The sequence below is a fragment of the Kocuria varians genome, assembly GCF_006539885.1.
Classification (GTDB): domain Bacteria; phylum Actinomycetota; class Actinomycetes; order Actinomycetales; family Micrococcaceae; genus Kocuria; species Kocuria varians.
This window is the reverse complement of the sequence record NZ_BJNW01000003.1, coordinates 84,029-110,217: the sequence shown is the minus strand read 5'-3', so window position 1 is coordinate 110,217 and position 26,189 is coordinate 84,029. Positions and strand designations below refer to the sequence as shown.

The window sequence follows — 26,189 nt, the reverse complement described above, 5'->3', positions numbered from 1 at the left end:
GACATGGCGGATTCAGGGCAGACGGTGCGCATTGCCACGGTGAACGTGAACGGCATCCGTGCCGCGTACCGCCGGGGCATGGCGGACTGGCTCGCGCCCCGCGGCGTGGACCTGCTGTGCCTCCAGGAGGTGCGCGCACCGGACAAGATCACGCGCGAGCTGCTGGACGAGGACGTCTGGGACGTCCGGCACACAGAGGCCGCGGCCAAGGGTCGGGCGGGCGTGGCCATCGCGACCCGCCGTGACGCGTTCGACGGCGCCCTGCTGCCGGTCGAGTCCCGCGTGGGGATCGGCGAGGAGTACGTCGACGACTCCGGGCGCTGGATCGAGAACGACGTCCGGCTGCCGAACGGTCAGACCCTCACCCTGGTCTCGGCGTACGTCCACTCCGGCGAGGTGGACACCCCCAAGCAGGTGGACAAGTACCGCTTCATGGACGCCATGCTCACGCGCCTGCCCGAGATCGCAGCGAAGAGCGACCACGCCCTGGTGGTCGGCGACCTCAACGTGGGCCACACCGAGCTGGACATCAAGAACTGGAAGGGCAACGTGAAGAACGCGGGCTTCCTGCCCGAGGAGCGCGCGTACTTCGACAAGTTCTTCGGGGACGTGGGCTACGTGGACGTCGCCCGCAGCCTCGCCGGCGAGGTTCCCGGCCCGTACACGTGGTGGTCCTACCGCGGCAAGGCGTTCGACACGGACGCCGGGTGGCGCATCGACTACCACATGGCCACCCCGGGCCTCGCGGCCCTCGCCGAGTCCGCGACCGTGGACCGCGCCGCCAGCTACGACACCCGCTTCTCTGACCACGCGCCGCTCGTGGTCGACTACCGCCTCGCCTGAGCCGGCAGAGCTCACCCGAGCGGGCGGAGGAGACGGGGGCACGACGACGCCGCGGCGTCGTCGTCACCGCGGCCTTCCTGCGCGGTGGCTGGCCACCGGACGTGAAGTGTCCCGGAAGAGCACGGCAGTCAGCCGCGCGGGCCACGGCAGCGCAGCACGAAGCACACCACCACGACATACACGTCCCCGGCACGGGGGCCGAGAGAGAGCCGGAGCACCATGACCGATCAGATCGCCCAGGAACGCGCCGTACCGCGAGTCGTCTCGGGGGTGCAGCCGTCCGCGGACAGCCTGCACCTCGGCAACTACGTGGGTGCGCTGCGCAACTGGGTGGACATGCAGGACAGCAACGACTGCGTGTTCTTCGTGGCGGACCTGCACTCGATCACCACGGGCCAGGACCCGGCCACGATGTCCGAGCGCACGCGCGTCACGGCGGCGCAGTACATCGCGGCGGGCATCGACCCCGAGCGATCCACCCTGCTGATCCAGTCGCAGGTCCCCGAGCACACGCAGCTCGCGTGGGTGCTCAACTGCATCACGGGCTACGGCGAGGCCGCCCGGATGACCCAGTTCAAGGACAAGTCCGTGAAGCAGGGCGCGGAGAACACGACCGTGGGCCTGTTCACCTACCCCGTGCTCATGGCTGCGGACATCCTCGTGTACCAGGCGAACCAGGTCCCCGTGGGGGAGGACCAGCGCCAGCACCTGGAGCTGACCCGCAACCTCGCGCAGCGCTTCAACGCGCGCTTCGGCGAGACCTTCGTGGTGCCGGACGCCAAGATCCTGCAGAACTCGGCCAAGGTCTACGACCTGCAGAACCCCACCGCGAAGATGTCCAAGTCCGCGCCGTCGGACGCCGGGCTCGTGCGGCTGCTGGACCCCGCGAAGACCAACGCGAAGAAGATCAAGTCCGCGGTGACCGACGACGGCACCGAGGTGCGCTTCGACCGTCAGGCCAAGCCGGGCGTCTCCAACCTGCTGACCATCTACTCGTCGCTGACCGGGCGGCCCGTGGAGGAGATCGTCGCGGAGTACGAGGGCAAGATGTACGGCCACCTCAAGGTGGGTCTGGCCGAGGTGGTCACGGAGACCCTGGACCCCATCCAGAAGCGCGCCCAGGAGCTGCTCGACGACCCCGCCGAGCTGGACCGCCTGCTTGCGCGCGGTGCGGAGAAGGCCCGCGGGATGGCGGCGCAGACGCTGCACACCGTCTACGACCGGATGGGCTTCGTCCAGGGTGCGTGAGGCCCTGCGCGCGTGAGACCACGCGTGCGCAGCCCTCGTGGGGCGGATCACGCCGGTGGGATACTGTGGGACGCGGCCGAACTGAGGAGGATCGCGTGAGCTCTGGTCATGTGTCTCCCACCGTGCGCCCCGGACAGGTCTACGCCGGCGTGGTCATCCGCCTGCCCGAGCCCGTGGGACAGGAGCTGCAGGACTGGCGGGCGTCCTTCGGGGACGCGGTCGCGGGCAGCGTTCCGGCGCACATCACCCTCATGATCTCCCCGCGCGGGGAGAACGGGGAGGAGCTCGTCCGCCACGTGCGAGAGGTCGCGGGGCGCTGGTCCCCGTTCCACGTGGAGATCAACGGCACCGGCACCTTCCGCCCGGTGACGCCGGTGGTCTACCTGCGGATCGGCCGCGGCTTCGACGAGTGCGTGCGGCTGCACCGCGATCTGCGCGGGGATGCCATGACGTCCGCCTCGCCCTTCGAGTTCCACCCGCACGTGACGCTCGCCCACGGCACCACCGAGGAGGGCTTGGACCGGGCCCAGGCCATGCTGCGCACCTACCGCGCGGGCTTCCAGGTGGACCGGGTCGACCTCTACGAGGGGGACGAGCACGGCGACTGGCACGTCCGCGAGCGGATCCCCTTCGGCGCGCCCACGGCGGAGCACCGTGGCCGGCACTGAACCACCCCCGGTGGTCCCGGCGCTCACGGACAGGGCGGGACTGGTTGCCGAGCACCGGCGGCTGCGCGCCGTCCGCCGTGATCTCGCACGCCAGCACGCCCCGGTGCTGCGCCGCACGGGAGCGTTCTTCGCCTGGGCGTTCGCGCGGTTCATGGCCGTCTACCCCGTGCGCGTGGTCTCCCACTACATGTTCCACGGCGGTCCGCTCATGGCGGCGGGCCTCGCCTACCAGCTGCTCTTCGCCTCGACGTCCCTGCTCGTGATCTTCTTCGCGGGCCTCGCCACGTTCCTGGGCACCGACTCCCCACTGCAGCAGACCCTCGTGGAGGGCCTCGTGCGCAGCATCCCGGGTCTGCTGGACACCGGTGACGGCCGCGGGGGAGTGGTGCCCCTGTCCCTGCTCGAGAACACCGGGCCCTTCACCACCGCGTCCACCGTGGCGATCGTGGTGCTGCTGTTCACGGCGTGGCGCTGGGTCGCGGGCATCCGGCTGGCCACGCGCCGCATGTTCGAGCTGCCGCCCGCACCCGGTGTGCCGATCGCCTCAGTTCCCCGCGACCTCGGGTGGCTCGTGGTGATCGGTGTGCTCTTGCTCGCCTCCGCCACGGTGAGCCTCTTCGCGTCCGGTGCGGTGGACGGGGTGATCGGCTGGCTCGGACAGATCGGCCTGACCAGGGTGCAGCCCTGGCTGGACGGCGGCACGAAGTCTCTGATCATCCTCGCCGTGGGTCTGTTCGTGGACATCCTCATGAGCCTTGCGCTCGTGCGCGGCGTCTCCCGGCTCGCTCTGCACCGCAAGGCGCTCGCGATGACGGTGCTCGTGGGTGCCGTCGGTTCCCAGGCCCTGCGCTACGGCGGCAGCGAGCTCATCGGCCGCACGGCCGGCAACCCCTACCTGCTCTCCGCCGCCGTGCTCGTGGGCGTGCTGCTGTGGTTCAACCTCTACGGCCAGATCCTGCTCATCGCCGCAGCATCCGGTGCGGTGGTGCAGGCGGACATCCGCGGTGCCCGCGCCCAGCCCGAGCGCGAGGACCGCGCCGTGACGGTCGTGGCGGCGTCGACCCTGCCCGGTGCCGCACGGGGGAGGGGCGTGCCGCCCGCGGTGCGGTTCGACCGTCCGGAGGCGGGCAGCAGCGCCGTCCGCGCCGGTTCCCACGCGGCGTCGGACGACAACGCCGCCCGGCCGGCCGCGGCGCCCACCCCCCCCGGTCGAGGCGCTGAGAGAAGACCACTGCTCGACCCGCAGGACGACGACAAACGGCGACCCCGGAACTCAACGAGGAGTTCCGGGGTCGCCGCGGTCTCAGAGGGTGCTCACAGGGCGGAGGCGAAGACCGCCTTCTTGACCTCGGCGATGGCCTTGGTCACCTGGATGCCACGGGGGCAGGCCTCGGTACAGTTGAAAGTCGTGCGGCAGCGCCACACGCCCTCCTTGTCGTTGAGGATCTCCAGGCGCATGTCTCCGGCCTGGTCGCGCGAGTCGAAGATGAACCGGTGCGCGTTCACGATCGCGGCGGGGCCGAAGTACTGGCCGTCCGTCCAGAACACGGGGCACGAGGAGGTGCACGCGGCGCACAGGATGCACTTGGTGGTGTCGTCGAAGCGCGCGCGGTCCTCCTGGGACTGGTACCGCTCCCCGGTGGGGGTGTGGTCCTCGTTCACCAGGAACGGCATGATCTCGCGGTAGGACTGGAAGAACGGCTCCATGTCCACGATCAGGTCCTTCTCGCACGGCAGACCCTTGATGGGCTCCACCGTGATGGGCTTGGACAGGTCCAGGTCCTTGAGCAGGGTCTTGCACGCGAGCCGGTTGCGGCCGTTGATGCGCATGGCGTCCGAGCCGCACACGCCGTGCGCGCACGAGCGGCGGAAGGACAGCGAGCCGTCCAGCTCCCACTTGACCTTGTGCAGCGCGTCCAGCACGCGGTCCGTGCCGTACATGGTCAGCGGCCACTCGTCCCAGTGGGCCTCCGAGCCGAGCTCAGGGTCGTAGCGGCGGACCTTGAGCACGATGTCGTACGTGGGGATGGCCTCCTCGCCCTCGGCTGCGGGCTTCTGAGCGTCCTGGTTCTGGTTCTCGGTGAGTGCAGTGGACATCAGTACTTACGCTCCATCGGCTCGTAGCGGGTCATGATCACCGGCTTGGTCTCCTGCCGGATTCCCGCGGTGGGGGAGGACGGATCCTCGTACACCATCGAGTGGACCATGAAGTTCTCGTCGTCTCGGTTCGGGAAGTCCTCACGGAAGTGACCGCCGCGGGACTCCTCGCGGTGCAGCGCGGCCACGGACATCACCTTGGCGAGCTCGAGCAGGAAGCCGAGCTCCACCGCCTCGAGCAGGTCCAGGTTGAACCGCTTGCCCTGGTCCTGGATGGAGATGTTCGCGTAGCGCTCCTCGAGCGCCGCGATGTCGTCCAGAGCCTTCTGGATGGTCTCGGCGGTGCGGAACACCTGCATGTTCAGGTCCATGGTGTCCTGCAGGTCCTTGCGGATCGCCGCGACCTTCTCGTCGCCGTGGGGGCTGCGGGCGTTGTCCAGCAGCGCCTCGGTGCGCTTCGTGGCGTCGTCCGGGATCGGCAGGAACTCGGCGTCGCGGGCGTACTCCGCGGCGTAGGTCCCCGAGCGCTTGCCGAAGACGTTGATGTCCAGCAGGGAGTTCGTGCCCAGCCGGTTGGAGCCGTGCACGGACACGCAGGCGACCTCGCCGGCGGCGTAGAGGCCCGGGACCGTCTTCTCGGAGTTCTCGAAGACCTCGCCCTTGATGTCCGTAGGAATTCCGCCCATGCAGTAGTGCGCGGTGGGGAACACGGGGACGGGCTCGGTGTAGGGCTCCACGCCCAGGTAGGTGCGCGCGAACTCGGTGATGTCCGGCAGCTTGGCGTCGATGTGCGCCGGCTCGAGGTGGGTGAGGTCCAGCAGCACGTAGTCCTTGTTCGGACCGCAGCCGCGGCCCTCACGGACCTCGTTGGCCATGGAACGGGCCACTATGTCACGGGGGGCGAGGTCCTTGATGGTGGGGGCGTAGCGCTCCATGAAGCGCTCGCCCTCCGAGTTGCGCAGGATGCCGCCCTCACCGCGGGCGGCCTCGGACACGAGGATGCCGAGCCCGGCCAGGCCGGTCGGGTGGAACTGGACGAACTCCATGTCCTCCAGCGGCAGGCCGTTGCGGAACGCGATCGCCATGCCGTCACCGGTCAGGGTGTGCGCGTTGGAGGTGGTCTTGAAGACCTTGCCCGCGCCGCCGGAGGCGAAGACCACGGACTTGGCCTGGAAGACGTGCAGCTCGCCGGTCGCGAGCTCGTAGGAGACCACGCCCGCGGGGCGACGTCCCTCCGGGGTGTCCACCATGATCAGGTCCAGCACGTAGAACTCGTTGTAGAACTCCACGTTGTGCTTGATGCACGTCTGGTAGAGCGTCTGGAGGATCATGTGGCCCGTGCGGTCCGCGGCGTAGCACGCACGGCGCACGGGGGACTTGCCGTGGTCCCGGGTGTGGCCGCCGAAGCGGCGCTGGTCGATCTTGCCCTCGGGCGTGCGGTTGAACGGCAGGCCCATGTGCTCGAGGTCCAGCACGGCGTCGATGGCTTCCTTGGCCATCACCTCCGCGGCGTCCTGGTCGACCAGGTAGTCACCGCCCTTGACCGTGTCGAACGTGTGCCACTCCCAGTTGTCCTCCTCGACGTTCGCGAGGGCCGCGCACATGCCACCCTGCGCGGCACCCGTGTGGGAGCGGGTGGGGTAGATCTTGGTCAGTACGGCAGTGCGGGCGCGTTGGCCGGACTCAATGGCGGCACGCATGCCGGCGCCACCGGCGCCGACGATTACCACATCGTACTTGTGAACCTGCATACCAGATGTTCTTTCTACGTGGGTGAGTGTGAGAAGTGCGGGGTCCGGCGGGACGCCGGGACGACCGTGACCGGTGGGGCCCGTGGGCGCCACCGGTCACCGGTTCATCGTGCGGGGCAGAAGGACGCCAGCAGGGACGGATCGGCGCCGGACGGGCACGGCTCGAAGGTGAAGATCACCATGGTGCCCAGGAGGATCACGAACGCGGCCGCCACGAAGAGCAGCACCTTCAGCCAGAAGCGCGTGGTGCTGCGCCCGGCGTAGTCGTCGATGATGGTGCGGATGCCGTTGGTGCCGTGGAGCATGGCCAGCCACAGCAGGACGAGGTCCCAGACCTGCCAGAAGGGGTTGGCCCACTTGCCGCCCACGAAGCCGAAGTCGATCGCGTGCACACCCTCGCCCACCATGAGGTTGACGAAGAGGTGGCCGAACACAAGGACCACGAGCACGACACCGGACATGCGCATGAACAGCCACGCGAACATCTCGAAGCTGCTGCGCGAGGACTTGGCGCGGTTGTACTTGACGCCGTCCACTTGGAGGTCGCGACTGCGGGGTACTTGGATCTTGGTCTTGAGAGGAGTGCTCACGGTATCAACCCCCGAAAACGACTGACAGGTGACGGATGAGGAACGGGGCCATGGTGATGACCCACAGGGCGATCACGCCCCAGAGCAGGCCCTTCTGGTGCTTGGTGCCGCCCTTCCAGAAGTCGATCAGGATGATCCGCAGGCCGTTGAAGGCGTGGTAGACGATGGCGGCCACGAGGCCGGCCTCGCCCAGACCCATCACGGGGTTCTTGTACGTGGCCATCACTGCGTTGTAGGCCTCCGGGGAGACACGCACGAGGGCGGTGTCGAGGACGTGGACCAACAAGAAGAAGAAGATGGCCACGCCTGTGATTCGGTGGGCAACCCAGGACCACATGCCGTACTGGCCGCGGTAAAGGGTGCCCCTGGATAAGTTCGCCACGGAATGTCCTCCCTGTGTCGCTCGTCGTCGTGCGCACTGAAAGTGGTGGGTAACGGCAGCGTTCTCGCGTTCCTGCACGGCGATGGCGGAGCCCTGGCTGGCTCTGTCATGGATGATGCGTTAGTTCTCACTCAAGATACCAGCCCCGCGGATGGTCACTGACACCGTGTCTCCAAGTGCTCTGCCCCGTCCTGACGCGGAATTAGAGCACTGCGGCATGCCCGAATCCGGGCCCGAGTGTCGTCGTCGGGCGTGCTCCACGCGGTGGCTCCCGGGGGCGTCACACGCGCGAGATCCAGGCCGCTCACCGGCCCTGCCCTTACACTGACCGTCGTGACTTCGCCATTGCAACGATTCCATCCGTTCATCCCCGCAGGAGGGGTGGGTTCACGGCTGTGGCCGCTGTCCCGAGCGGACGCGCCCAAGTTCCTGCTGGACCTCACCGGCTCCGGCTCGTCGCTGCTGCGCGCGACCTACGACCGACTCGAGGGGCTCTCGGCAGGCCCGCTCATGGTGGTCACCGGACGCTCTCACGCGGGGGCGGTGCAGGAGCAGCTGCCGGAGCTGTGCGCGAGCGACCTCGTGCTCGAGCCCTCCCCGAAGGACTCTGCGGCGGCGATCGGCCTTGCGTGCACGCTCATCGCGCGGCGGGATCCGGACGCGATCGTCGGCTCGTTCGCCGCGGACCACGTGGTGGAGCCGGCGGAGTCCTTCCAGGACGTCGTGCGGGAGGCCGTGCAGGCTGCGGACACCGGGCGCATCGTGACGATCGGCATCACGCCGTCCTCGCCGGCCACCGGCTTCGGCTACATCAAGGCGGGGGAGCCGCTGGGCCTCGCGCAGGCGCCCCACGCCGTCACGGTCGAGCAGTTCGTGGAGAAGCCTGACCTGGAGACCGCCCGCGAGTACGTGGCCAGCGGCCACTACACGTGGAACGCCGGCATGTTCGTGGCGCCGGTGGGTCTCATGCTCGACTACCTGCGCCGCAGCGAGCCGGAGCTCGCGCGCGGTCTGGACCGGATTGCGGACGCCTGGGAGACACCGGAGCGCGACGCCGTGGTGGACAAGGTCTGGCCCACGCTGACCAAGACCGCGATCGACTACGCGGTCGCGGAGCCGGCGGCGGCCGCCGGGGACGTCGCCATGGTCCCCGGCGACTTCACCTGGGAGGACGTGGGGGACTTCGCGGCGATCAACCGCCTGAACAAGGTGGACCCGCAGACCGACTCGCAGGTCTCGATCCTGGGCAGCAACAAGCGCGTGCTCGAGGACGAGTCCTCCGGGATCGTGGTCTCGGACACCGCGCGGCTGATCGCGCTGATCGGGGTGGACGACATCGTGGTCGTGGACACCCCGGACGCCCTGCTCGTGACCACCGCGGAGCACGCCCAGCGCGTGAAGAACGCCGTGGACTCGCTCAAGCGCAACGGCGACACGGACGTCCTCTGAGACCGCGCGCGGCACTGCCCCGGCGCTGACGTGGCGCGTCGCACACGGGGCCGTGTCCCGGCGGTAACCTGAGTGCCATGTTGGATCTGCCTCTGCCGAACGCCGACGACGTCGGCCAGCCCCCCGCCATCGGGCCCCTGCTCTCGCACTACCTGCCGGACCTGATCCGGTTCCGCAGGGACATCCACCGCCACCCGGAGCTCTCCTACGAGGAGTACCGCACCACCGAGCGGATCGTCCATGCCCTGGAGTCCGCCGGGCTGCAGCCGGTGCGGTTCGAGCGCACGGGATGCTACGTGGACATCGGGCGCGGACCGGTGATGGTCGGGTTGCGCGCGGACATCGACGCCCTGCCGATCCTCGAGGAGACCGGCCTGCCGTACGCCTCCATCAACGAGGGCGTGATGCACGCGTGCGGGCACGACATCCACACGACCGTGATGCTGGGCGTGGCCCGGGTGCTCGCGGACCTGCACCGCTCCTCGCCGTTCGCCGGCACCGTGCGCGTGGTCTTCCAGCCCGCGGAGGAGAAGCTGCCGGGCGGCGCGCTGAGCATCATCAAGCAGAACGTCCTGGACGGGGTGCCGCGGATGTTCGCGCTGCACTGCGAGCCCAAGGTGGACGTGGGCAGCGTGGGCACCCGGATCGGCGCCATCACCTCCGCGTCCGACACCATCCGGATCGAGCTCTCCGGCCGCGGCGGGCACACCTCGCGCCCGCACCTGACCGAGGACCTCGTGTACGCGATGAGCCAGATCGCCATCGACGTCCCCGCCGTGCTCTCGCGGCGCGTCGACGTGCGCTCCGGGGTGGCCGTGGTGTGGGGGCAGATCCACGCCGGGGTGGCCCCGAACGCGATTCCCATGAGCGGATTCATGGCCGGCACCATGCGCTGCCTGGACGCGGACGCCTGGTACCGCGCGGGCGAGATGCTCGACGAGGTCGTGGGACAGGTGGCCGCGCCCTACGGCGTCACGGTGGACCTCGAGCACATCCGGGGCGTCCCGCCGGTGGTCAACGGCGAGACCGAGACCACGCTGCTGGAGATCTCCGCGCGCGCCGAGCTGGGCGAGGAGAGCATCCTGCTGGTCGAGCAGTCCATGGGCGGCGAGGACTTCGCGTGGTTCCTGCAGCAGGTGCCCGGGGCCATGATGCGTCTGGGCACGCGGGAGCCGGGCGGGCGCACGTTCGACCTGCACCAGTCCGACTACGCACCGCAGGAGGAGGCCATCCGCTGCGGCGTGCAGGTCATGGCCTCCACCGCGCTGCGGGCGCTGCGGCTGCGCGTCCGGGAGGTGGCCGACGCCGCCCTCCCGCAGGAGACCGCGGAAGCCCCGGAGGACTGACGGAATCCATGAGCGCTCGTCCCCTCCGCCGCGCGGGTGCGCTCTGCCTGGCGGGTGCCACCGGCGTGGTGCTCGCGGGCTGCGGTGCCGTCGCCGGGGGTTCGGGTGAGGCCAGCGGTCAGCCCTCGGACGTCAAGGCGTGCGTCGTCACGAGCGACGGCGGGTTCCAGGACCGTTCCTTCAACCAGGGTGCCCACGACGGGCTCAGGGCCGCCGCGCGGGGCGGGGGCGTCCGTACGAGCCAGGCGGAGTCGCGCTCCGCCGCCGAGTTCGAGCCGAACCTGCGGTCCATGGTGCAGCAGGGCTGCGCGCTCACCGTCTCGCTGGGCCACCAGCTTGCGGCCACCACCCAGAAGGTCGCGGCGGCCCACCCGGAACGCCACTTCGCGGTGGTGGACGACGCCTCGGTCTCCGCCCCCAACGTCACCTCCGTGGTCTACCGGAGCGAGGAGGCGGCGTTCCTGGCGGGCTATCTCGCGGCGGGCACCACGAAGACCGGCAGCGTGGGCACCTTCGGCGGCGTGGACGACCCCGCGGTGAGGGCGACGATGGACGGCTTCGCAGACGGGGTGCGGCACTACAACGAGAAGAACGGCAAGGACGTCGCGGTCCTGGGGTGGAACCGCGACGAGCGCAGGGGCTCGTTCCTGGGCTCCTTCCACGACACCGCGAAGGCGAAGAAGGTCACGCAGGACCTGGTGGACGACGGCGCCGACGTCGTGCTGCCCGTGGCGGGGCAGGCTGCACAGGGTGCGGCGGACACCGTCGTGGCGGCCAACAGGAGCGGCCACACCGTGCGACTGATCTGGCCGGACACGGACGGCTACGAGGTACTCCCCGCGGGCAGGGAGTACGTGCTGACCTCGGTGCTCAAAGGACTCTCCGCCTCGGTGGAGGACCTCGTGACGCACACCGCGGACGGCACGTTCACCACCGGCACGACCGTGGGCACACTCGGCAACGGCGGTGTGGGACTGGCCCCGTACCACGACCAGCAGTCCGTCGTGGGGGAGGCGCTGGACCGGCAGGTCCGGCAGCTGAAGCAGGATGTGATCGGCGGCAGGGTCAGGGTGCGCTCGGACAGCACGGGAGGCACCCCGAGTCCCTGAGCACTCGGTTCCGGGCGTGCCGCCCCCCCCCCAGAACCAAAGCACCACAGCACCACGACGACGCGGCGTCCCGAGCGCGGTCGGCAGACAGAGAAACAGAGAAGGAGACACCATGGAACACACGCACACACCCGTGGACGAGACCACCTGGCAGGAGCTGCAGCGCGCGGCCACCGAGGCGCTCGCCCACTCCTACTCCCCGTACTCGAACTTCCCGGTGGGCGCCGCCGCACTGGTCTCCGACGGCCGGGTGGTCACCGGCGCCAACATCGAGAACGCCTCCTACGGGGTGACGCTGTGCGCGGAGTGCTCGCTGGTCAGCGACCTCTTCATGTCCGGCGGGGGCTCGCTCGTGGCCTTCGTGTGCGTGGACGGCAACGGGGACGTGCTCATGCCGTGCGGCCGCTGCCGCCAGCTGCTCTACGAACACCGCGCACCGGACATGCAGCTGCTCACGGTCAGCGGCGTCCGCTCCATGGACGAGGTGCTCCCGGACGCGTTCGGGCCTCAGAACCTCTGACACGCCCTTCCATGTTCCTCCCTGCCGACGGCGGCGGGGGCACCGCGCGCCGGCGACCGCGGCGAACGGCCGCGGCCATCGGACACGACCACGGCGGCCCGCACGGCCGTGACCGCGGCGAGGACGACGACGCCGCGAGGGCCCGCCGGGACCCTCGCCACAGTGCATCGGGCCAGGTCCGGGAGCCCGCGGGGCAGGACGCGAGACGTCACGGGCCCAGGTCCCGCCCGGGGCGCGCCGCCTATACTTTGCAAGAAACCACGCCAGGCTCTCGAAGGGAAACGATCACGTGGGTTTGAGAGATTTGTTCCGCAGCAGCAAGAACACCGCCCCGACACCGCAGCCGTCGCCCGGCCGGCGTCCCTCCGACCCGGCGGCCGAGCGCGCCGCGGAGCCCACCGGCACCGGGGCCCCGGGGCAGGCCGTGGCCGCGCAGGACGCCGAGCGGCGTCGTCCCGAGGCAGCCGTGGCACCCCTACCCGAGAGCGGGGCCCTGCGCCACCTCGTGGAGATCCTGCTCTCGCGCGGAGCGCAGTGGGCGCGGCTCACCCTCGTGCAGTCCGGCAACATCATGACGCACCAGACCCGCTCGGCCGTGGGCCTGTCGGGGCCCCGGGCCGAGGGCGACGTCGAGAACGGCACCGTGGACCAGGGTTCACCGCTGTTCGACGACGTCGCAGAGCTGTACACCCAGGCCATGAGCACGCCCGTGGGACCGTGGCGCCAGCTCGACCTCGAGGTCGCCGCGCCGCGTGACGGCGTCCGCGAGATCACCGTGACCTACGACTTCCCGAACGGCGAGTCCCGCGTGGAGCACTACGCCCACGGCACCGCCCACGCGGCGGGGCACAGCGCATCGGACGAGGCCGGTCGTGACGGCATGGCCGACGACGCGAGCCCCCACGAGACCGCGAGCCCCGCCGTCGACGGCGCCGAGGCTGGTCACGAGCACACCGCGGCCGCGACGGGCGGTGCCGCCCTGGGCGGAGCGGCCGTCGGCGCAGGACTGGCGGCGGCGGGCACGCACGAGCCCGCGGCCGACGCCGCCGAGACCCCGCAGGACGACGCCGTGCGTGTGGTCGAGGACGGCGACGTCGTGGCCGGTGCCGAGCACGCCGCACCGGTCGTGACCGAGGCGAGCACCACGGAGGCCGCCGCCGAGGACGACGCCGCTCCCGGAACCGCGGATGCCGTGGCCCCCGAGGGTTTCGACGCCCAGGACGGCCGTGACCTGGAGGACGGCGCCGAGACGGTCGCCGAGGATCCTTTCGCGACCCCCGTGGAGGTGCAGGAGGCCGGGACCGTCGAGGACGGCGCCGTGACCGAGACCGTCATCGACGAGACCGCCGTCCCCGCCGAGGGCGTGGCCATCGACGAGCCGTCGGACACGGAGGTCGCCACCACGGCCCCCGAGGAGCACGACGCTGCAGGCTCCGACGACCTGCCCGCCCACGTGGACGAGTCCGAGTTCGGCACCGCCACGGGCGAGCCGCTGCTGCCCGCCGCCGCGGGCGCCGCGGGGGAGGACGAGGACCTGTCGGACGCCCCGCAGCTCGCGGCCGCCACGGACGTCGCGCCCTCCTACCGCGGCTCCGACCGGGAGGGCGTGGATCTCTCCGCGCTCGCCCCGGGCAACCTGGTGCTCACCACGGGCGACGTGCTCGGCCGGCTCGCGGGCGCCCAGCGCCACCTGTTCGGTCCCGAGGGCAGCGCGCGGGAGGTCTCGACCGTCCTGATCCGTGTGCGCGCGCTCGGCACGTACTACGACGCCCTGACCCACGTGCGTCTCAACGGCTTCTGGGACCAGCGCGCCACGTTCGACCTGGTGCCCGAGGAGCTCCTGAAGGTTCAGGAGCTCAAGGACGACTCCTACGTGGAGGGCTCCGGTGCCCCGCTGGCCATGATGTTCCGCTTCCGCCCGGGGCTGCCCCCGGAGGTCACGTTCGACTACTCGGACGAGGAGGCCTTCGTGCGCTACGAGCAGCGCCTGCCGGGCCAGAACTACCTGGAGGAGCTGCGTATGTACCCGCGCACCGGCTCGAACATCCCCCAGCACGTCAACGAAGCGCTGCAGGACTGGAACTACTGATCCATGACGACACGAGCAACGACCCCCGAGGGCCCCATCCGCGCTGCGGACGGGGCCCTCGGGCCACACCGACACATCTGCCTGCACGACCACCTGGACGGGGGAGTGCACCCGGCCACGGTGCTCGAGCTCGCCCGGGAGGCCGGTCACGAGCTGCCCGCGCAGGACGCCGAGGCGCTGGGCCGCTGGTTCCGTGAGAGCGCGGACTCCGGCAGCCTCACGCGCTACCTGGAGACGTTCGAGCACACCGTGGCCGTGATGCAGAGTGCGGACGCCCTGCGCCGCGTGGCGCGAGAGCACGCGCTGACCTGCGCCGCGGACGGAATCGTGCACGCCGAGGTGCGCTGGGCCCCGGAGCAGCACGTCGCGGGCGGTCTCACGCTCGACGCCGCGGTGGACGCCGTGCAGCAGGGCCTCGCCGAGGGCGTCGCGGAGGTCAAGGCCGCCGGCGGTCACCTCTCCGCGGTGCAGATCCTGTGCGCCATGCGCCACCTGGACCGGTCGCGGGAGATCGCGGAGCTCGTCGTGCGGCGGGTGCGCGGCGAGGACGCGCTCCTCGGCGGGCCCGAGGATGCCCTGGCCTCGCAGCTGCGGCCCCGGAGCGGGGGCCAGCGAGGGGTGGCGGACGACGTCGCGGCGAGCGGTGCGTCGTCGTCGCGCTCCGCTGCTGCGGGCGGTGCCGTGCCGAGTCCGAGCACGACGACGTCGCCCGCGCGCGTTCCCGGGGAGCCCGAGCCCGGCGCCGTGGTCGCGTTCGACCTCGCCGGTCCGGAGGCCGGGTTCCCGGCGTCGGCCCACCGCGAGGCGCTGGAGCTGCTCGCGGCGCACCGGATCCCGGTGACGCTGCACTCGGGGGAGGCGGACGGTGCGGCGTCGATGGCGGACGCGCTGCTCACCGGGCGTGCGCTGCGGCTCGGCCACGGCGTGCGCCTGCTCGACGAGGACCCGGGGGCCACGTCCCCGCTGTCCCGGTGGATCCTGGACCGCGGGATCACGCTGGAGGTGTGCCCGTGCTCGAACCTGCAGACGGGTGCGACCCGCGCGTGGGGCGAGGGCATCGCCGAGCACCCGGTCACGCGCATGCTGCGCCGCGGTTTCGCGGTGACGGTCTCCCCGGACAACCGGCTTATGAGCGACACCTCCGTGAGCCACGAGCTGGAGCTGCTGCGCGCGGGGGCGGGCTGGGACGACGGGGATGTGCTGGCCGTGCAGCGCCACGCGGCGCGCGGCGCCTTCGTGCCGCGGGAGTACCAGCAGTGGCTCGAGGAGCACGTCACGGCGGGCCACGAGCGGCAGGTCCGCGCGTGAGCGCCGGGAGGACGACGCCGCACGGCGGGCAGCCGGGGTCGGTCACCGGGTCGGAGAACGCCGGCGCGCCCTCGGCCGAGACGATCCACGGCGCTGCCGTCGACGGGCGCACGGACGGTGCCGGAGGCCCGGGGCAGGAGTTCGAGCGGCTGCTGGCCGTCATGGACCGGCTGCGCTCGCCGGGCGGCTGTCCCTGGGACGGCGAGCAGACCCACGAGTCCCTGCTGCGATACCTCGTGGAGGAGGCGTACGAGGTCGTGGAGGCCGTCGAGGCGCCGGACCCCTCCAGGCCGCGCCGGGTGGACCTCGTGGAGGAGCTCGGCGACGTGCTGCTCCAGGTGGTCTTCCACGCGCGGATCGGCGAGGAGCACGAGGGCAGGGAGCGCTTCGACGTCTCGGACGTGATCGAGGCGGTCACCACCAAGCTCGTCCGGCGCCACCCCGAGGTCTTCCCGCCGGAGGCCGAGGAGCCCGGCGCGGCGGCGTCGTCGGTCCCCGCTCTGGACGACACGGCCCCGAGCGAGGCGGAGCTGGCCGCCCGCTGGGACGCCGTGAAGCGCGCGGAGAAGCCGCAGCGCACCCGGGTCTTCGACGGCATCCCGCCGGCGCTGCCCGCCCTGGCGTACGGGGAGAAGGCGCTGTCCAAGGCCCGGCGCCACGGTGTGGGAAACGTCTCACCCGAGACCGCGGAGCTCACCCCGCGGCAGCGGGAGGACGAGGAACGGGAGCTCGGGGAGCGGCTGCTCGGACTGCTGCGGGAGAGCTCGGCCCGCGGGCTGGACGCGGAGCGCGCCCTGCGGACGGCCGTGCGCCGTTTCACGCGGGAGAACGACCGGCCCGTATCGCCCTGACCCGGCACGCTCGGTAAGCTGGAGGCGGGGCGCAGACCGCCCCGCTGGTCCACGACCGACAAGGAGATTTTCATGGCAATGATCATTGCGCTGCAAGCCCGCCAGATCCTCGACTCCCGCGGCAACCCCACGGTCGAGGTGGAGGCGCTGCTGGAGGACGGCAGCTTCGGACGCGCGGCCGTTCCGTCGGGTGCGTCCACCGGCGAGTTCGAGGCCGTGGAACGTCGTGACGGGGACAAGAAGGTCTACCAGGGCATGGGCGTCCTGGATGCCGTGCACGCGGTGGACGAGGAGCTGGAGCAGGCCGTCGTGGGTCTGGACGCCTCGGACCAGCGCGCCGTGGACCAGGCCATGCTCGAGCTCGACGGCACCGACAACAAGGGCAAGCTGGGCGCGAACGCCATCCTGGGTGCGTCCATGGCGATCGCCCGTGCCGCGGCGAGCTCCGCGGACCTCGAGCTCTACAAGTACCTGGGCGGCCCGAACGCCCACGTGCTGCCCGTGCCCATGATGAACATCCTCAACGGCGGTTCGCACGCGGACTCCAACGTGGACATCCAGGAGTTCATGATCGCGCCCATCGGTGCGCCCACGTTCTCCGAGGCCCTTCGCTGGGGCGTGGAGGTCTACCACAGCCTCAAGTCCGTGCTGAAGGACCGCGGCCTGTCCACCGGCCTCGGCGACGAGGGCGGCTTCGCCCCGAACCTCGAGTCCAACGCCGCCGCGCTGGACCTGATCCTCGACGCGATCAAGAAGGCCGGGTACACGCCGGGCCGCGACATCGCGCTCGCGCTGGACGTGGCCTCCTCTGAGTTCTTCGAGAAGGGCAAGTACTCGTTTGAGGGGGAGAAGCGCACCGCCCAGGAGATGTCCGCGTACTACGAGGACCTCGTCTCCCGCTACCCGCTGGTCTCCATCGAGGACCCCCTGGACGAGAACGACTGGGAGGGCTGGGCCACCCTGACCGAGCACATCGGCGAGAAGGTCCAGCTCGTGGGCGACGACCTCTTCGTGACCAACCCGGAGCGCATCGCGCGCGGCATCGAGGAGCACGTGGCCAACGCGCTGCTCGTGAAGGTCAACCAGATCGGCTCGCTCACCGAGACCTTCGACGCCGTGGAGCTGGCCCAGCGCAACGGCTACCGCTGCATGATCTCCCACCGCTCCGGCGAGACCGAGGACACGACCATCGCGGACATCGCCGTGGCCGTGAACGCGGGCCAGATCAAGACCGGCGCGCCGGCCCGCTCGGAGCGCGTGGCCAAGTACAACCAGCTGCTGCGCATCGAGGAGGAGCTGGGCGACTCCGCGACCTACGCGGGCGCCTCGGCGTTCCCCCGCTTCAGCGCCAAGTGATCCGCCGCGCGGCGTCGCACGTGTGACGCCGCCGGTGCCAGGCACCCACGCCGCCCTTTTCCTCTCGGAGGGACCGGGCGGCGTCGTGCTGCCTGCCGCGCGGCGGGTAGACTGGCCGGGCACCAGAAGCCCCACCACGTCTTCCCCCGGAGGTGACCCCATGGTCGGTCCAGGCCCGCGGATCCCCCGGAGCGGATCCCCGCGCGACAAGGGTTCCCGGCACGACGACGCCGCCCGCGAGCCCCGGGCATCGGACGGCCGGGCACCGGCCTCCTCCCGGGAAGCCCGCGGCTCCCGCACCTCCGGAGCACCCGAGACGCCGCGCGCACGCACCGGCCGCGGCGGCGTCGGCCCCGAGGCCCCGACCGGCGGCGGTTCGCACACCGTCGCGGCGCCCACCCCGGCGCACTCCTTCAACGGCCGACTGGTCGCACTGATCGTGGTGGCCACCCTGATCGTCTTCCTGGCCGCGCCGACCGCCAAGATCTTCTTCGACCAGCGCGCCCAGATCTCGCAGCTGCGCAGCAGCATCGCGTCCGAGCAGGACCAGCAGCAGCAGCTCAAGCGCGAGGAGCAGCTGTGGGGGGACGACTCCTACGTGGAGCAGCAGGCCCGTGAGCGCATGACCTACGTGATGCCGGGGGAGAGCGCCTACGTGGTCCTCGGCGCGCAGCCCGGTGTGCACCACGGCGTCGAGTCCTCCGCCGAGCAGGTCGAAGCCGGCAAGCCCGCCTGGGGTGACGGGCTCTGGCAGTCCGTCGTGGACTCCGCCTACCCCCAGCAGGACGTCACCCTCGAACCACAACCGCAGGAGAGCAGCGACAAGTGAGCGAGCCCGCAGCACCGCACGACCCCACCGTGACCGAGCAGGACCTCACCGTGGTGGGCCACCAGCTGGGGCGGCCCGCCCGGGACGTCGTGGAGATCGCCGCGCGCTGCGTGTGCGGCAACCCCCTGGTGGTGGCCACCGCGCCGCGGCTGGGCAGCGGCACGCCGTTCCCGACCGTGTTCTACCTGACCCACCCCGTGGTCACCGCGGCCGTCTCGCGGCTCGAGGCCGAGGGTGCGATGTACACCATGACCGACCGCTTGGGCGAGGACACCGAGCTGGCGCGGCGCTACCGGGCGGCGCACGAGCACTACCTGGCGCAGCGGCACCGCATCGGTGAGCTGGCCGGCACGGGGGAGGTCCCCGAGATCGAGGGGATCTCCGCGGGCGGCATGCCCACGCGTGTGAAGTGCCTGCACGTGCTCGTGGGCCACAGCCTGGCGGCCGGTCTCGGCGTGAACCCGCTGGGGGACGAGACCCTGGAGACCATCTCCGAGACCTGGACGCCGCAGCGCTGCGCGTGCGACCCGGTCTGGCGCGAGGCCTGAGAGTCGCGCGCGCCCGCCTCGCGCCCTTCCTGACGTGCCACCTTCCCCGACCGATGAACCGAGGACACCTGCTGCCATGCGCGTTGCTGCGATCGACTGCGGTACCAACTCCATCCGTCTGCTGATCGCGGACGCCACGGACGGGCCCCGCCCCGTGCTCACGGACGTGGTGCGGGAGATGCGCATCGTCCGGCTGGGGCAGGGCGTGGACGCCACCGGCTGGCTCTCGGAGGCGGCCCTGGAGCGCACCTTCGCGGCGGTGGACGACTACGCCGCGCTGATCACCCAGCACGGCGCGCAGCGGGTCCGCTTCGTGGCCACCTCCGCGACCCGCGACGCCGGCAACCGCGACGTCTTCGTGGCCGGGATCCGCTCCCGCCTGGGCGTGGAGCCGGAGGTCGTGAGCGGCGAGGAGGAGGCCGCGCTGTCCTTCCGCGGCGCGCTCAACGCGGCGCCCGCGCTGGCACCGGAGGACCGCGTGCTCGTGGTGGACCTGGGTGGCGGCTCCACCGAGTGCGTGCTCGGCACCCCCGCCGAGGTGATCGCCGCGCGCAGCGTGGACATCGGCTGCGTGCGCCTCACGGAGCGCCACCTGGGTTCCAACCCGCCCACCGAGGCCCAGCAGCGGCTCGCGCTGCGCGACGTCGACGACGCCATGGACGCCGTCGCCCGCGCCGTCCCGCTGGAGCTGACCACCCGCCTCGTGGGCGTGGCCGGGACCGTCACCACGGTCACCGCCATGGCGCTGGGGCTCACCGAGTACGACGCCGAGCGGATCGACGGCACCGACCTGCCGATCCCCGAGGTCACCGAGGCGTGCCGAGAGCTGACGGCCATGACCCGGCAGCAGCGCGCGGAGCTCGGGTTCATGCACGAGGGCCGCGTGGACGTGATCGGCGCGGGCGCCCTGGTGTGGGGCCGCGTGGTCGAGCGCGTCGCGGAGGCCACCGACGGGCGCGTCAGCACGGTGACCGCGAGCGAGCACGATATTTTGGACGGCATCGGACTGTCCCTCGTCTCCTGACGGGGGCCGGCACGGTCGGACGACGGACGGGCGGTCACGCCCCGGGGGAGAGCTGAGGGGCCCATGAAGGCACGGACGAGGACGCGCGCCCTGTTCTCGGTCACGGCTGCGGCCGCGCTGCTCGCGGGGCCGAGCACCGCCCCCGCGCTCGCGGAGCAGCCCGCGGTGCCCGCCCCAGCGCCGTCGGTGCCCGTGGAGAGCCCCGTGGCACCGGCTCCCACAAACGGCAAGACCACGGTCGAGGGCTCCGACATCCAGCAGCGCGAGTACTGGCTCGACGACTACGGGGTGCGCGAGGCCTGGAAGTCCGCGACTGGCAAGGGCGTGAAGATCGCCGTGATCGACACCGGCGTGGACGGCTCCCACCAGGACCTCACCGGATCGGTGGGGGAGGGCACGGACGTCTCCGGCAAGGGCGCCGCGAACGGTCAGGAGGGCCTGGGCGAGGAGCCCGAGCACGGCACCCTCGTGGCGTCGCTGGCCGCGGGCCACGGCCACGGGGACGGCAGCTCGGACGGGCCCGGGAAGCAGCAGGGCATCATGGGTGTGGCACCAGAGGCGGAGATCCTCCCGGTCTCCCTGTGGCTTGGCGACGAACAGGCCGGGGTGCGGGACGTCAACCAGCAGATTCCGGACGCCGTGCGCTGGGCCGTGGACCACGGGGCGGACGTCGTCAACATGTCCGTGGGCTCGAACTCCACCGCGTGGCCCGAGTCCTGGGACTCCGCGTTCGCCTACGCGGAGGAGAAGGGGGTGCTGGTCGTGGCCGCGGCCGGCAACCGCGGGTCCGGCCTGACCCAGGTGGGCGCACCCGCCACGATCCCCGGGGTGCTCTCCGTGGGCGGTGTGGACCGCAAGGGCGTGGCCAGCTGGGACTCCTCCTCGCAGGGCATCTCGATCGCGGTGGCAGGGCCGAGCGAGGACATGGTGGGGGCCATGCCCGACGACGGCTACGCCGAGTGGTCCGGCACGTCCGCGACCGTTCCCCTGGTCTCCGGCGCCGCCGCGCTGATCAAGCAGAAGTACCCGGACCTCACCGGTGCGCAGATCGCCCAGCGCATCGTGAAGACCGCCCACGACGCCGGGCAGAAGGGCAAGGACCCCTTCTACGGCTACGGCATCCTGGACGTGCGCGCGGCCGTGGCCGACGACGTGCAGACCACGGACGAGAACCCGCTGGGCAGCGTGCGGCACTGGATCGAGCAGAACCGTCCGTACACCGCGAGCCCTTCGCCGAGCGCCACGGCGTCGTCCGCGGAGGGGGACACCGTGCAGGTGACCCAGGAGGCCACGCCGCCCGCGGCGCGCAAGCCGCTCAACGAGACCGGCGCCCTGCCGGTGGTGATCCTCGTCTCGTTCGCGGTGGTGGTCACGGGCCTGACGGTGGCCGCGATCCTGCACATCCGCCGGATCTCGCGCTGATCCCTGCCGCACCGCCGTCACCGTGCGGATCCGCGTGAGCAAAAGTCCCCGGTGATGAGTAAACTTCTCGGCATGTCTTTCAATCAACTTACCAAGGACCGGCCGCGCCTTCTCATCGTGGGTGGCGGGTACGTCGGTTTCACCCTCGCGCAGAAGCTCCAGACCCGCATCAAGGAGTCCGGGGGTGTGGTCACGGTGGTGGATCCCAACCCGTACATGACCTACCTGCCGTTCCTGCCCGAGGTCACGGCCGGGAACATCGAGGCGCGCTTCGCCACGGTTCCCCACCGCCAGAACCTGCGGGACTGCGAGTTGATCGACGGCCGCGTGGAGAACATCGACCACGCCAACCGCAAGGTCACCATCCGCGGCATCGACGAGGGCCCGGAGTTCGAGCTGCCGTACGACGAGATCGTGGTTGCCGGCGGCTCCAACACCCGCACGTTCCCCATCCCGGGGCTCGCGGACAAGGCCATCGGCATGAAGACCATCGAAGAGGCCCTCACGGTCCGCAACTGGGTGCTCGAGCGCATCGAGATCGCGTCCCTGACGGACGACGACGCCGTCAAGCGTCAGGCGCTGACGTTCGTGGTCGTGGGTGGCGGCTTCGCCGGCATCGAGACCATCGCCGAGCTCGAGGACATGGCCCGCACGGCCGTCGAGCGCAACGACCGTCTCAAGGTCTCGGACCTGCGCTTCGTGATGATCGAGGCCATGGGCCGGATCATGCCGGAGGTCTCCAAGGACCGCGCCGAGAAGGTCGTCGCGGAGCTGCGCGCCCGCGGCGTCGAGGTGCTGCTGAACACCTCGGTCTCCGAGGTCGACGGCGACGTCGTCAAGCTCATCAACATGGGTGACAAGTCCCCCGCGGGCGAGCTGGCCACGGACACCCTGATCTGGTGCGCCGGTGTGGCGGCGGCCTCGTTCGTCAAGAACAGCGACCTGCCCATCGACGAGCGCGGCCGCCTGCGCGTGGGTGCGGACCTGCGCGTGACCGGAGACGACGGGCCCCTCGAGGGCGCCTGGTCCGCCGGTGACATCGCCGCGGTCCCGGACCTCACGGGTGCCGGCCCCGGTGGGTTCTGCGTGCCCAACGCGCAGCACGCCGTGCGCCAGGCCGCAACCATGGCCAAGAACATCATGGCGGCCCACCAGGGTGAGCCCCTGCAGGACTACTACCACGAGGGTCTGGGCTCCGTGGCGGGCCTGGGCCTGTACAAGGGTGCGGCCACGGTGCGCAACATCGACCTCGGCGGGCTCCCCGCGTGGCTGATGCACCGGCTCTACCACGGCTACGCGATCCCCACGGTGGACCGCAAGGCGCGCGTGTTCTCGCAGTGGGGCCTGAACATGCTCTTCGGTCGCGACACCCAGCCGCTGCGCCACCTGCGCGATCCGCGCCGGGCGTTCGAGAAGGCCGCGGGCGTGAAGGTCTCCGACGAGAAGGCCAGCCTGTAACGAGCCGCGTCCGAGAACGGTGGGGCCGCACCCGGTGCGGCCCCACCGTTCTCGTTCCCGGCCCCCATAGCCCAACCGGCAGAGGCAGCGGACTTAAAATCCGCTCAGTGTGGGTTCGAATCCCACTGGGGGCACCACCGTCCACGCTCGGGGCACCCCGGCACCCCGGCACCCCGGCAACCGGGCCTGCGGGACAGCTCTCCGGACACCGTGCGCACGCCTCACGGAACCTGGGCGGGGCCTCCCTGTTCGCCCTGCACAAACTCCCGGCTGGGGCGCAGGTCCCGGTGATAGCCTGGCCTCTCAGCTTGCCCCACGCCCAGAAAGGACGTCCCATGGCCGGCGGAAATCCCCTCCTCCGAGACTTCAACAAGAAGTACGCCACGACCGCGACCGCGTCACCCCGCGGCGCCGAATACTCGCCCGAGAACCTCGAGCGGATGTACAACGCCCCCGCCGCCGGCTCCGCACAGACCGGCCGCATAGGCTACGACGACGTCGTGATGCGCACCGCGCTCGTGCTCGGCTGCGTGATCGTCACCGCCGTCGCCGGCTGGTTCATGCCCGCGCTCGCCGTGCCCGGTGCCCTCGTGGGTCTCGTGCTCGGTCTGGTCAACTCGTTCAAGCGCGAGCCCAGCCCCGTGCTCATCATCCTGTACGCCCTCGCGGAAGGGCTGTTCCTGGGCGGTGTCTCGGGGATCTTCGAGAGCCAGTACCCCGGCGTGGTCGTCCAGGCGGTGATCGGCACCCTGGCCGTGTTCGTCTCGGTGCTCGTGCTCTACAAGACCGGGGTGCTGCGCGCCACGCCGCGCGTGACCAAGTTCTTCTTCGTCGCGATGATGGCCTACGCGATCTTCGCGCTGGTCAACCTGGGCACCTCCCTGCTGGGCGGCTTCGACATGCGCCAGGAGGTGCACGTCTTCGGCATCCCGCTGGGCCTGCTCGTGGGTGCCGTGGCGATCCTGCTGGCGGTCTACAGCTTCGTGCTGGACTTCGAGAACATCAGCGACGGTGTCGCCCGCGGCCTGCCCCGCAAGGCGGCCTGGTCCGCGGCGTTCGGTCTGACCGTGACCCTGATCTGGACCTACGTGGAGATCCTGCGGCTGCTGTCGATCATCCGGTCGATGAGCGACTGACCGCTCTGCCCGTCCCGACCACGCGGCGGACCGGTGCGCACCACGCACCGGGCCGCCGCGTCGTCGTACCCGGGGCCGGAGGCGGCGTCAGAGATAGCTGATGCCGAGGTCCCGGGGCGGCAGGTTGATCGCACGCGAGGGCACGCTGTCCGCGGCGGCGCGTCCCAAGAAGAGCCAGCCGAGGACCTCCTCGTGCTCGTCCAGGTCGTAGAAGTCGCGGACGATCTCCCGCTCGAAGGGCTCGCGCTGGGACCAGATGGTGGCCCAGCCCTGGGTGTAGAAGGCGGCCTCGAGCACCCCGCGGGCGGCGTGGACGTTCCCGCGCTGCACCTTCTTGGACTCCGGCAGCTCGGGGTCGTGGCGGAAGACCACGGCGATCGTGGCCCCTCCGCGCGAGGCCCACGAGAGTGAGCCGCGGTAGGCGGCCAGCATCCGGATCTTCCTGCCCTTCAGCCGGGGCACGGGGCCGGTCAGGTTCGGGACCGCGGTCAGTCCCGCCATCGCGGCGGCCAGCACCGAAGCGGACTGCCGGTTGGTGACGACGGCGCGCCACCCGGTGGGCCGGTCGTCGTACCTGGGGCCGGCAGCCGCCCGCAGGATGGCCTCGAGGTCCTCACGGCGCGGGGCTTCCTGGGTCAGCAGACTTGCGGGACGCCGTTGGGCCAGGATGCGCAGCAGGGTGGTGGACATGACACTCATTTTGTCATCCCGGCCCGGACCCGGCTCACAACATTGCGCGCAATGATGTCATGATGGAAGGCATGTCTTCCAGCATCTCCACGTCGCGCGCGGGCACGTCCCCGGACCGCGCGGACGGCACCCCCGGGTCGAGCGCAGCTCCCCTCGTCGACGCCAAGGACAGCGTCACCGCTCCCGTGCGGATCGCGGCCGCATGGTCCTGGCGTGTCCTGCTCATCATTGCGGCCGTGGGGGTGGTCGGCTGGCTGCTCTCGCACGTGACCAGCGTGCTGATCCCCGTGCTGCTGGCCGCGCTGCTGGCCGGTCTGCTCTCCCCGGCCGTGCGGTGGCTGCGCTCCAAGGGCTTCCCCTCCGCGCTGGCCGCCATCACGGTGGAGCTCGGTCTGATCCTCGTGGTCCTCGGGCTGCTGGCGCTGGCCGGGCAGCAGATGATCCTGGGCTTCACCCAGCTCTCCGACAACGTGGTGGCCGGCTTCCAGCAGGTCGTCGGCATGCTCGAGGACAGCCCGCTCAACCTCTCCACGGACAACATCAACCAGTGGGTCGGGGACCTGGGCAACACGCTCAAGGACAACTCGGGCACCATCTTCTCCGGCGCGCTGACCTTCGGCTCCACCGCCGGCAACATCGCCACCGGCACGATCATCATGCTCTTCGTGCTGCTGTTCTTCCTCAAGGACGGCGAGGGCATCTGGCTGTTCCTGGTCAAGCTCTTCCCGCGCCGCTCGCGCGCGGCGGTGAACGGCGCCGGCCGCCGGGGCTGGATCTCGCTGGCCCAGTACGTGCGGATCCAGGTCTTCGTCGCGTTCGTCGACGCCGTGGGCATCGGCCTGGGGGCGTTCTTCCTGGGCGTGCCGCTCGCGCTGCCCATCGGCGTGCTGGTCTTCCTGGCCTCGTTCATCCCCATCGTGGGTGCCGTGCTGACCGGCGCGGTCGCGGTGCTCGTGGCCCTGGTGGCCGTGAGCCCGCTGACCGCCCTGGCCATGCTGGCCGTGGTGCTGATCGTCCAGCAGGTCGAGTCCAACATCCTGCAGCCCCTCATCATGGGCAAGGCCGTGTCCCTGCACCCGGTGGCCGTGTTCCTGGCCGTGGCTTCGGGCAGCGTGCTCTTCGGCATCGCCGGAGCCCTGTTCTCCGTGCCGCTGATGGCCATGCTCAACACGATCATCCGCTACCTCGCGAGCCGCTCGTGGGAGCACGACGACGAGATCGCGTGGGAGCCCCTCATGTATCCGCGCGAGATCAAGAAGGCGGCCAAGAAGAAGGACCTGGACCGCGAGCAGGTCATGGCGCTGCTGCAGCGCTTCCGTGGCAAGCGCCACCGTGAGCGAGAGCTCGAGGAGCACAAGCGCGAGGAGAAGCACAAGAAGCAGACCGCGCACGACGCCAGCGCCCGGGAGGACGTCCTGGAGTCGGGCGACTCCCGGTACTGAGGCCTCTCGCGAGGTAATAGCATGGAACGCGGC

Annotated in this window: 23 protein-coding genes, 1 tRNA gene and 1 pseudogene; 20 read left to right on the top strand and 5 right to left on the bottom strand. The window is 71.0% G+C overall.

Translation table 11 applies throughout. The annotated features are described in order from the left end of the window. The first annotated feature begins 3 nt into the window (after positions 1-3). From KVA01_RS02650 to KVA01_RS02635, 4 genes and pseudogenes are all read left to right on the top strand, one after another. A complete protein-coding gene (locus KVA01_RS02650) occupies positions 4-843 on the top strand; it encodes an exodeoxyribonuclease III (RefSeq protein ID WP_068469996.1) in 840 nt (279 codons plus the stop codon). A gap of 219 nt (positions 844-1,062) precedes the next feature. After that, positions 1,063-2,091, top strand: a complete 1,029-nt coding sequence (gene trpS, locus KVA01_RS02645; RefSeq protein WP_068469998.1) for a tryptophan--tRNA ligase — start codon at positions 1,063-1,065, stop codon at positions 2,089-2,091. 95 nt (positions 2,092-2,186) lie between these two features. Then, positions 2,187-2,759, top strand: a complete 573-nt coding sequence (locus KVA01_RS02640; RefSeq protein ID WP_068470000.1) for a 2'-5' RNA ligase family protein — start codon at positions 2,187-2,189, stop codon at positions 2,757-2,759. A gap of 151 nt (positions 2,760-2,910) precedes the next feature. Beyond that, positions 2,911-3,771: pseudogene (locus KVA01_RS02635) on the top strand (YhjD/YihY/BrkB family envelope integrity protein); the annotation flags it as partial. A gap of 302 nt (positions 3,772-4,073) precedes the next feature. On the opposite strand, the gene KVA01_RS02630 reads toward KVA01_RS02635, so the two are convergent. The 4 genes from KVA01_RS02630 to sdhC form a co-directional block, all read right to left on the bottom strand. After that, the gene (locus KVA01_RS02630; RefSeq protein ID WP_068470002.1) at positions 4,074-4,856 is read right to left on the bottom strand and encodes a succinate dehydrogenase iron-sulfur subunit; all 783 of its coding nucleotides are present in this window, start codon (positions 4,854-4,856) and stop codon (positions 4,074-4,076) included. Then, positions 4,856-6,607, bottom strand: a complete 1,752-nt coding sequence (gene sdhA, locus KVA01_RS02625) for a succinate dehydrogenase flavoprotein subunit (RefSeq protein WP_068470004.1) — start codon at positions 6,605-6,607, stop codon at positions 4,856-4,858. The genes KVA01_RS02630 and sdhA overlap by 1 nt, the downstream gene beginning before the upstream one ends. Before the next feature lie 104 nt (positions 6,608-6,711). Next, positions 6,712-7,197, bottom strand: a complete 486-nt coding sequence (locus KVA01_RS02620) for a succinate dehydrogenase hydrophobic membrane anchor subunit (RefSeq protein ID WP_068470006.1) — start codon at positions 7,195-7,197, stop codon at positions 6,712-6,714. Between the two features lie 4 nt (positions 7,198-7,201). Further along, on the bottom strand, positions 7,202-7,579 hold the full coding sequence (gene sdhC, locus KVA01_RS02615) for a succinate dehydrogenase, cytochrome b556 subunit (protein WP_082810394.1): 378 nt from the start codon (positions 7,577-7,579) through the stop codon (positions 7,202-7,204). A gap of 333 nt (positions 7,580-7,912) precedes the next feature. Here sdhC and KVA01_RS02610 point away from each other — a divergent pair, with 333 nt between their 5' ends. The 15 genes from KVA01_RS02610 to KVA01_RS02540 all read left to right on the top strand — a co-directional run bounded on the left by KVA01_RS02610 (position 7,913) and on the right by KVA01_RS02540 (position 24,024). After that, a complete protein-coding gene (locus KVA01_RS02610; protein WP_068470008.1) occupies positions 7,913-9,028 on the top strand; it encodes a mannose-1-phosphate guanylyltransferase in 1,116 nt (371 codons plus the stop codon). A 77-nt stretch (positions 9,029-9,105) separates the two neighbouring features. Beyond that, positions 9,106-10,374, top strand: a complete 1,269-nt coding sequence (locus KVA01_RS02605) for an amidohydrolase (protein ID WP_068470009.1) — start codon at positions 9,106-9,108, stop codon at positions 10,372-10,374. Positions 10,375-10,382: 8 nt separating this feature from the next. Then, positions 10,383-11,483 (top strand): BMP family lipoprotein, encoded by a 1,101-nt coding sequence (locus tag KVA01_RS02600; protein WP_141268822.1) that lies wholly within the window; start codon positions 10,383-10,385, stop codon positions 11,481-11,483. 112 nt (positions 11,484-11,595) lie between these two features. Continuing rightward, positions 11,596-12,003, top strand: a complete 408-nt coding sequence (locus tag KVA01_RS02595; RefSeq protein WP_068470013.1) for a cytidine deaminase — start codon at positions 11,596-11,598, stop codon at positions 12,001-12,003. Positions 12,004-12,298: 295 nt separating this feature from the next. After that, complete coding sequence (locus KVA01_RS02590; RefSeq protein WP_141268820.1) at positions 12,299-14,092, top strand: hypothetical protein; 1,794 nt, start codon at positions 12,299-12,301, stop codon at positions 14,090-14,092. Between the two features lie 3 nt (positions 14,093-14,095). Then, complete coding sequence (locus KVA01_RS02585; protein ID WP_141268818.1) at positions 14,096-15,400, top strand: adenosine deaminase family protein; 1,305 nt, start codon at positions 14,096-14,098, stop codon at positions 15,398-15,400. Next, positions 15,397-16,251 (top strand): MazG nucleotide pyrophosphohydrolase domain-containing protein, encoded by an 855-nt coding sequence (locus KVA01_RS02580; RefSeq protein ID WP_231860665.1) that lies wholly within the window; start codon positions 15,397-15,399, stop codon positions 16,249-16,251. The genes KVA01_RS02585 and KVA01_RS02580 overlap by 4 nt, the downstream gene beginning before the upstream one ends. Before the next feature lie 72 nt (positions 16,252-16,323). Further along, positions 16,324-17,607, top strand: coding sequence for a phosphopyruvate hydratase (gene eno / locus KVA01_RS02575; protein ID WP_141268816.1), 1,284 nt, complete (start codon positions 16,324-16,326; stop codon positions 17,605-17,607). 160 nt (positions 17,608-17,767) lie between these two features. Continuing rightward, positions 17,768-18,436, top strand: coding sequence for an FtsB family cell division protein (locus KVA01_RS12810; RefSeq protein WP_233438731.1), 669 nt, complete (start codon positions 17,768-17,770; stop codon positions 18,434-18,436). Then, positions 18,433-18,984, top strand: coding sequence for a DUF501 domain-containing protein (locus KVA01_RS02565; RefSeq protein WP_141268814.1), 552 nt, complete (start codon positions 18,433-18,435; stop codon positions 18,982-18,984). The genes KVA01_RS12810 and KVA01_RS02565 overlap by 4 nt, the downstream gene beginning before the upstream one ends. Before the next feature lie 76 nt (positions 18,985-19,060). Beyond that, a complete protein-coding gene (locus KVA01_RS02560; RefSeq protein ID WP_141268812.1) occupies positions 19,061-20,008 on the top strand; it encodes a Ppx/GppA phosphatase family protein in 948 nt (315 codons plus the stop codon). Between the two features lie 63 nt (positions 20,009-20,071). Continuing rightward, positions 20,072-21,430, top strand: a complete 1,359-nt coding sequence (locus tag KVA01_RS02555; protein WP_141268810.1) for a S8 family peptidase — start codon at positions 20,072-20,074, stop codon at positions 21,428-21,430. A 72-nt stretch (positions 21,431-21,502) separates the two neighbouring features. Then, positions 21,503-22,888: an NAD(P)/FAD-dependent oxidoreductase gene (locus tag KVA01_RS02550; RefSeq protein ID WP_141268808.1), complete on the top strand. Its 1,386-nt coding sequence runs from the start codon at positions 21,503-21,505 to the stop codon at positions 22,886-22,888. Between the two features lie 60 nt (positions 22,889-22,948). Further along, a tRNA-Leu gene (locus tag KVA01_RS02545) sits at positions 22,949-23,025 on the top strand. A gap of 198 nt (positions 23,026-23,223) precedes the next feature. Then, a complete protein-coding gene (locus KVA01_RS02540; protein ID WP_141268806.1) occupies positions 23,224-24,024 on the top strand; it encodes a Bax inhibitor-1/YccA family protein in 801 nt (266 codons plus the stop codon). 87 nt (positions 24,025-24,111) lie between these two features. On the opposite strand, the gene KVA01_RS02535 is transcribed toward KVA01_RS02540, so the two are convergent. After that, the gene (locus KVA01_RS02535) at positions 24,112-24,714 is read right to left on the bottom strand and encodes a nitroreductase family protein (RefSeq protein ID WP_082810395.1); all 603 of its coding nucleotides are present in this window, start codon (positions 24,712-24,714) and stop codon (positions 24,112-24,114) included. A gap of 71 nt (positions 24,715-24,785) precedes the next feature. On the opposite strand from KVA01_RS02535, the gene KVA01_RS02530 reads away from it, so the two are divergent. Next, positions 24,786-26,156, top strand: coding sequence for an AI-2E family transporter (locus tag KVA01_RS02530; RefSeq protein ID WP_141268804.1), 1,371 nt, complete (start codon positions 24,786-24,788; stop codon positions 26,154-26,156). The last annotated feature ends 33 nt before the right edge of the window (positions 26,157-26,189 follow it).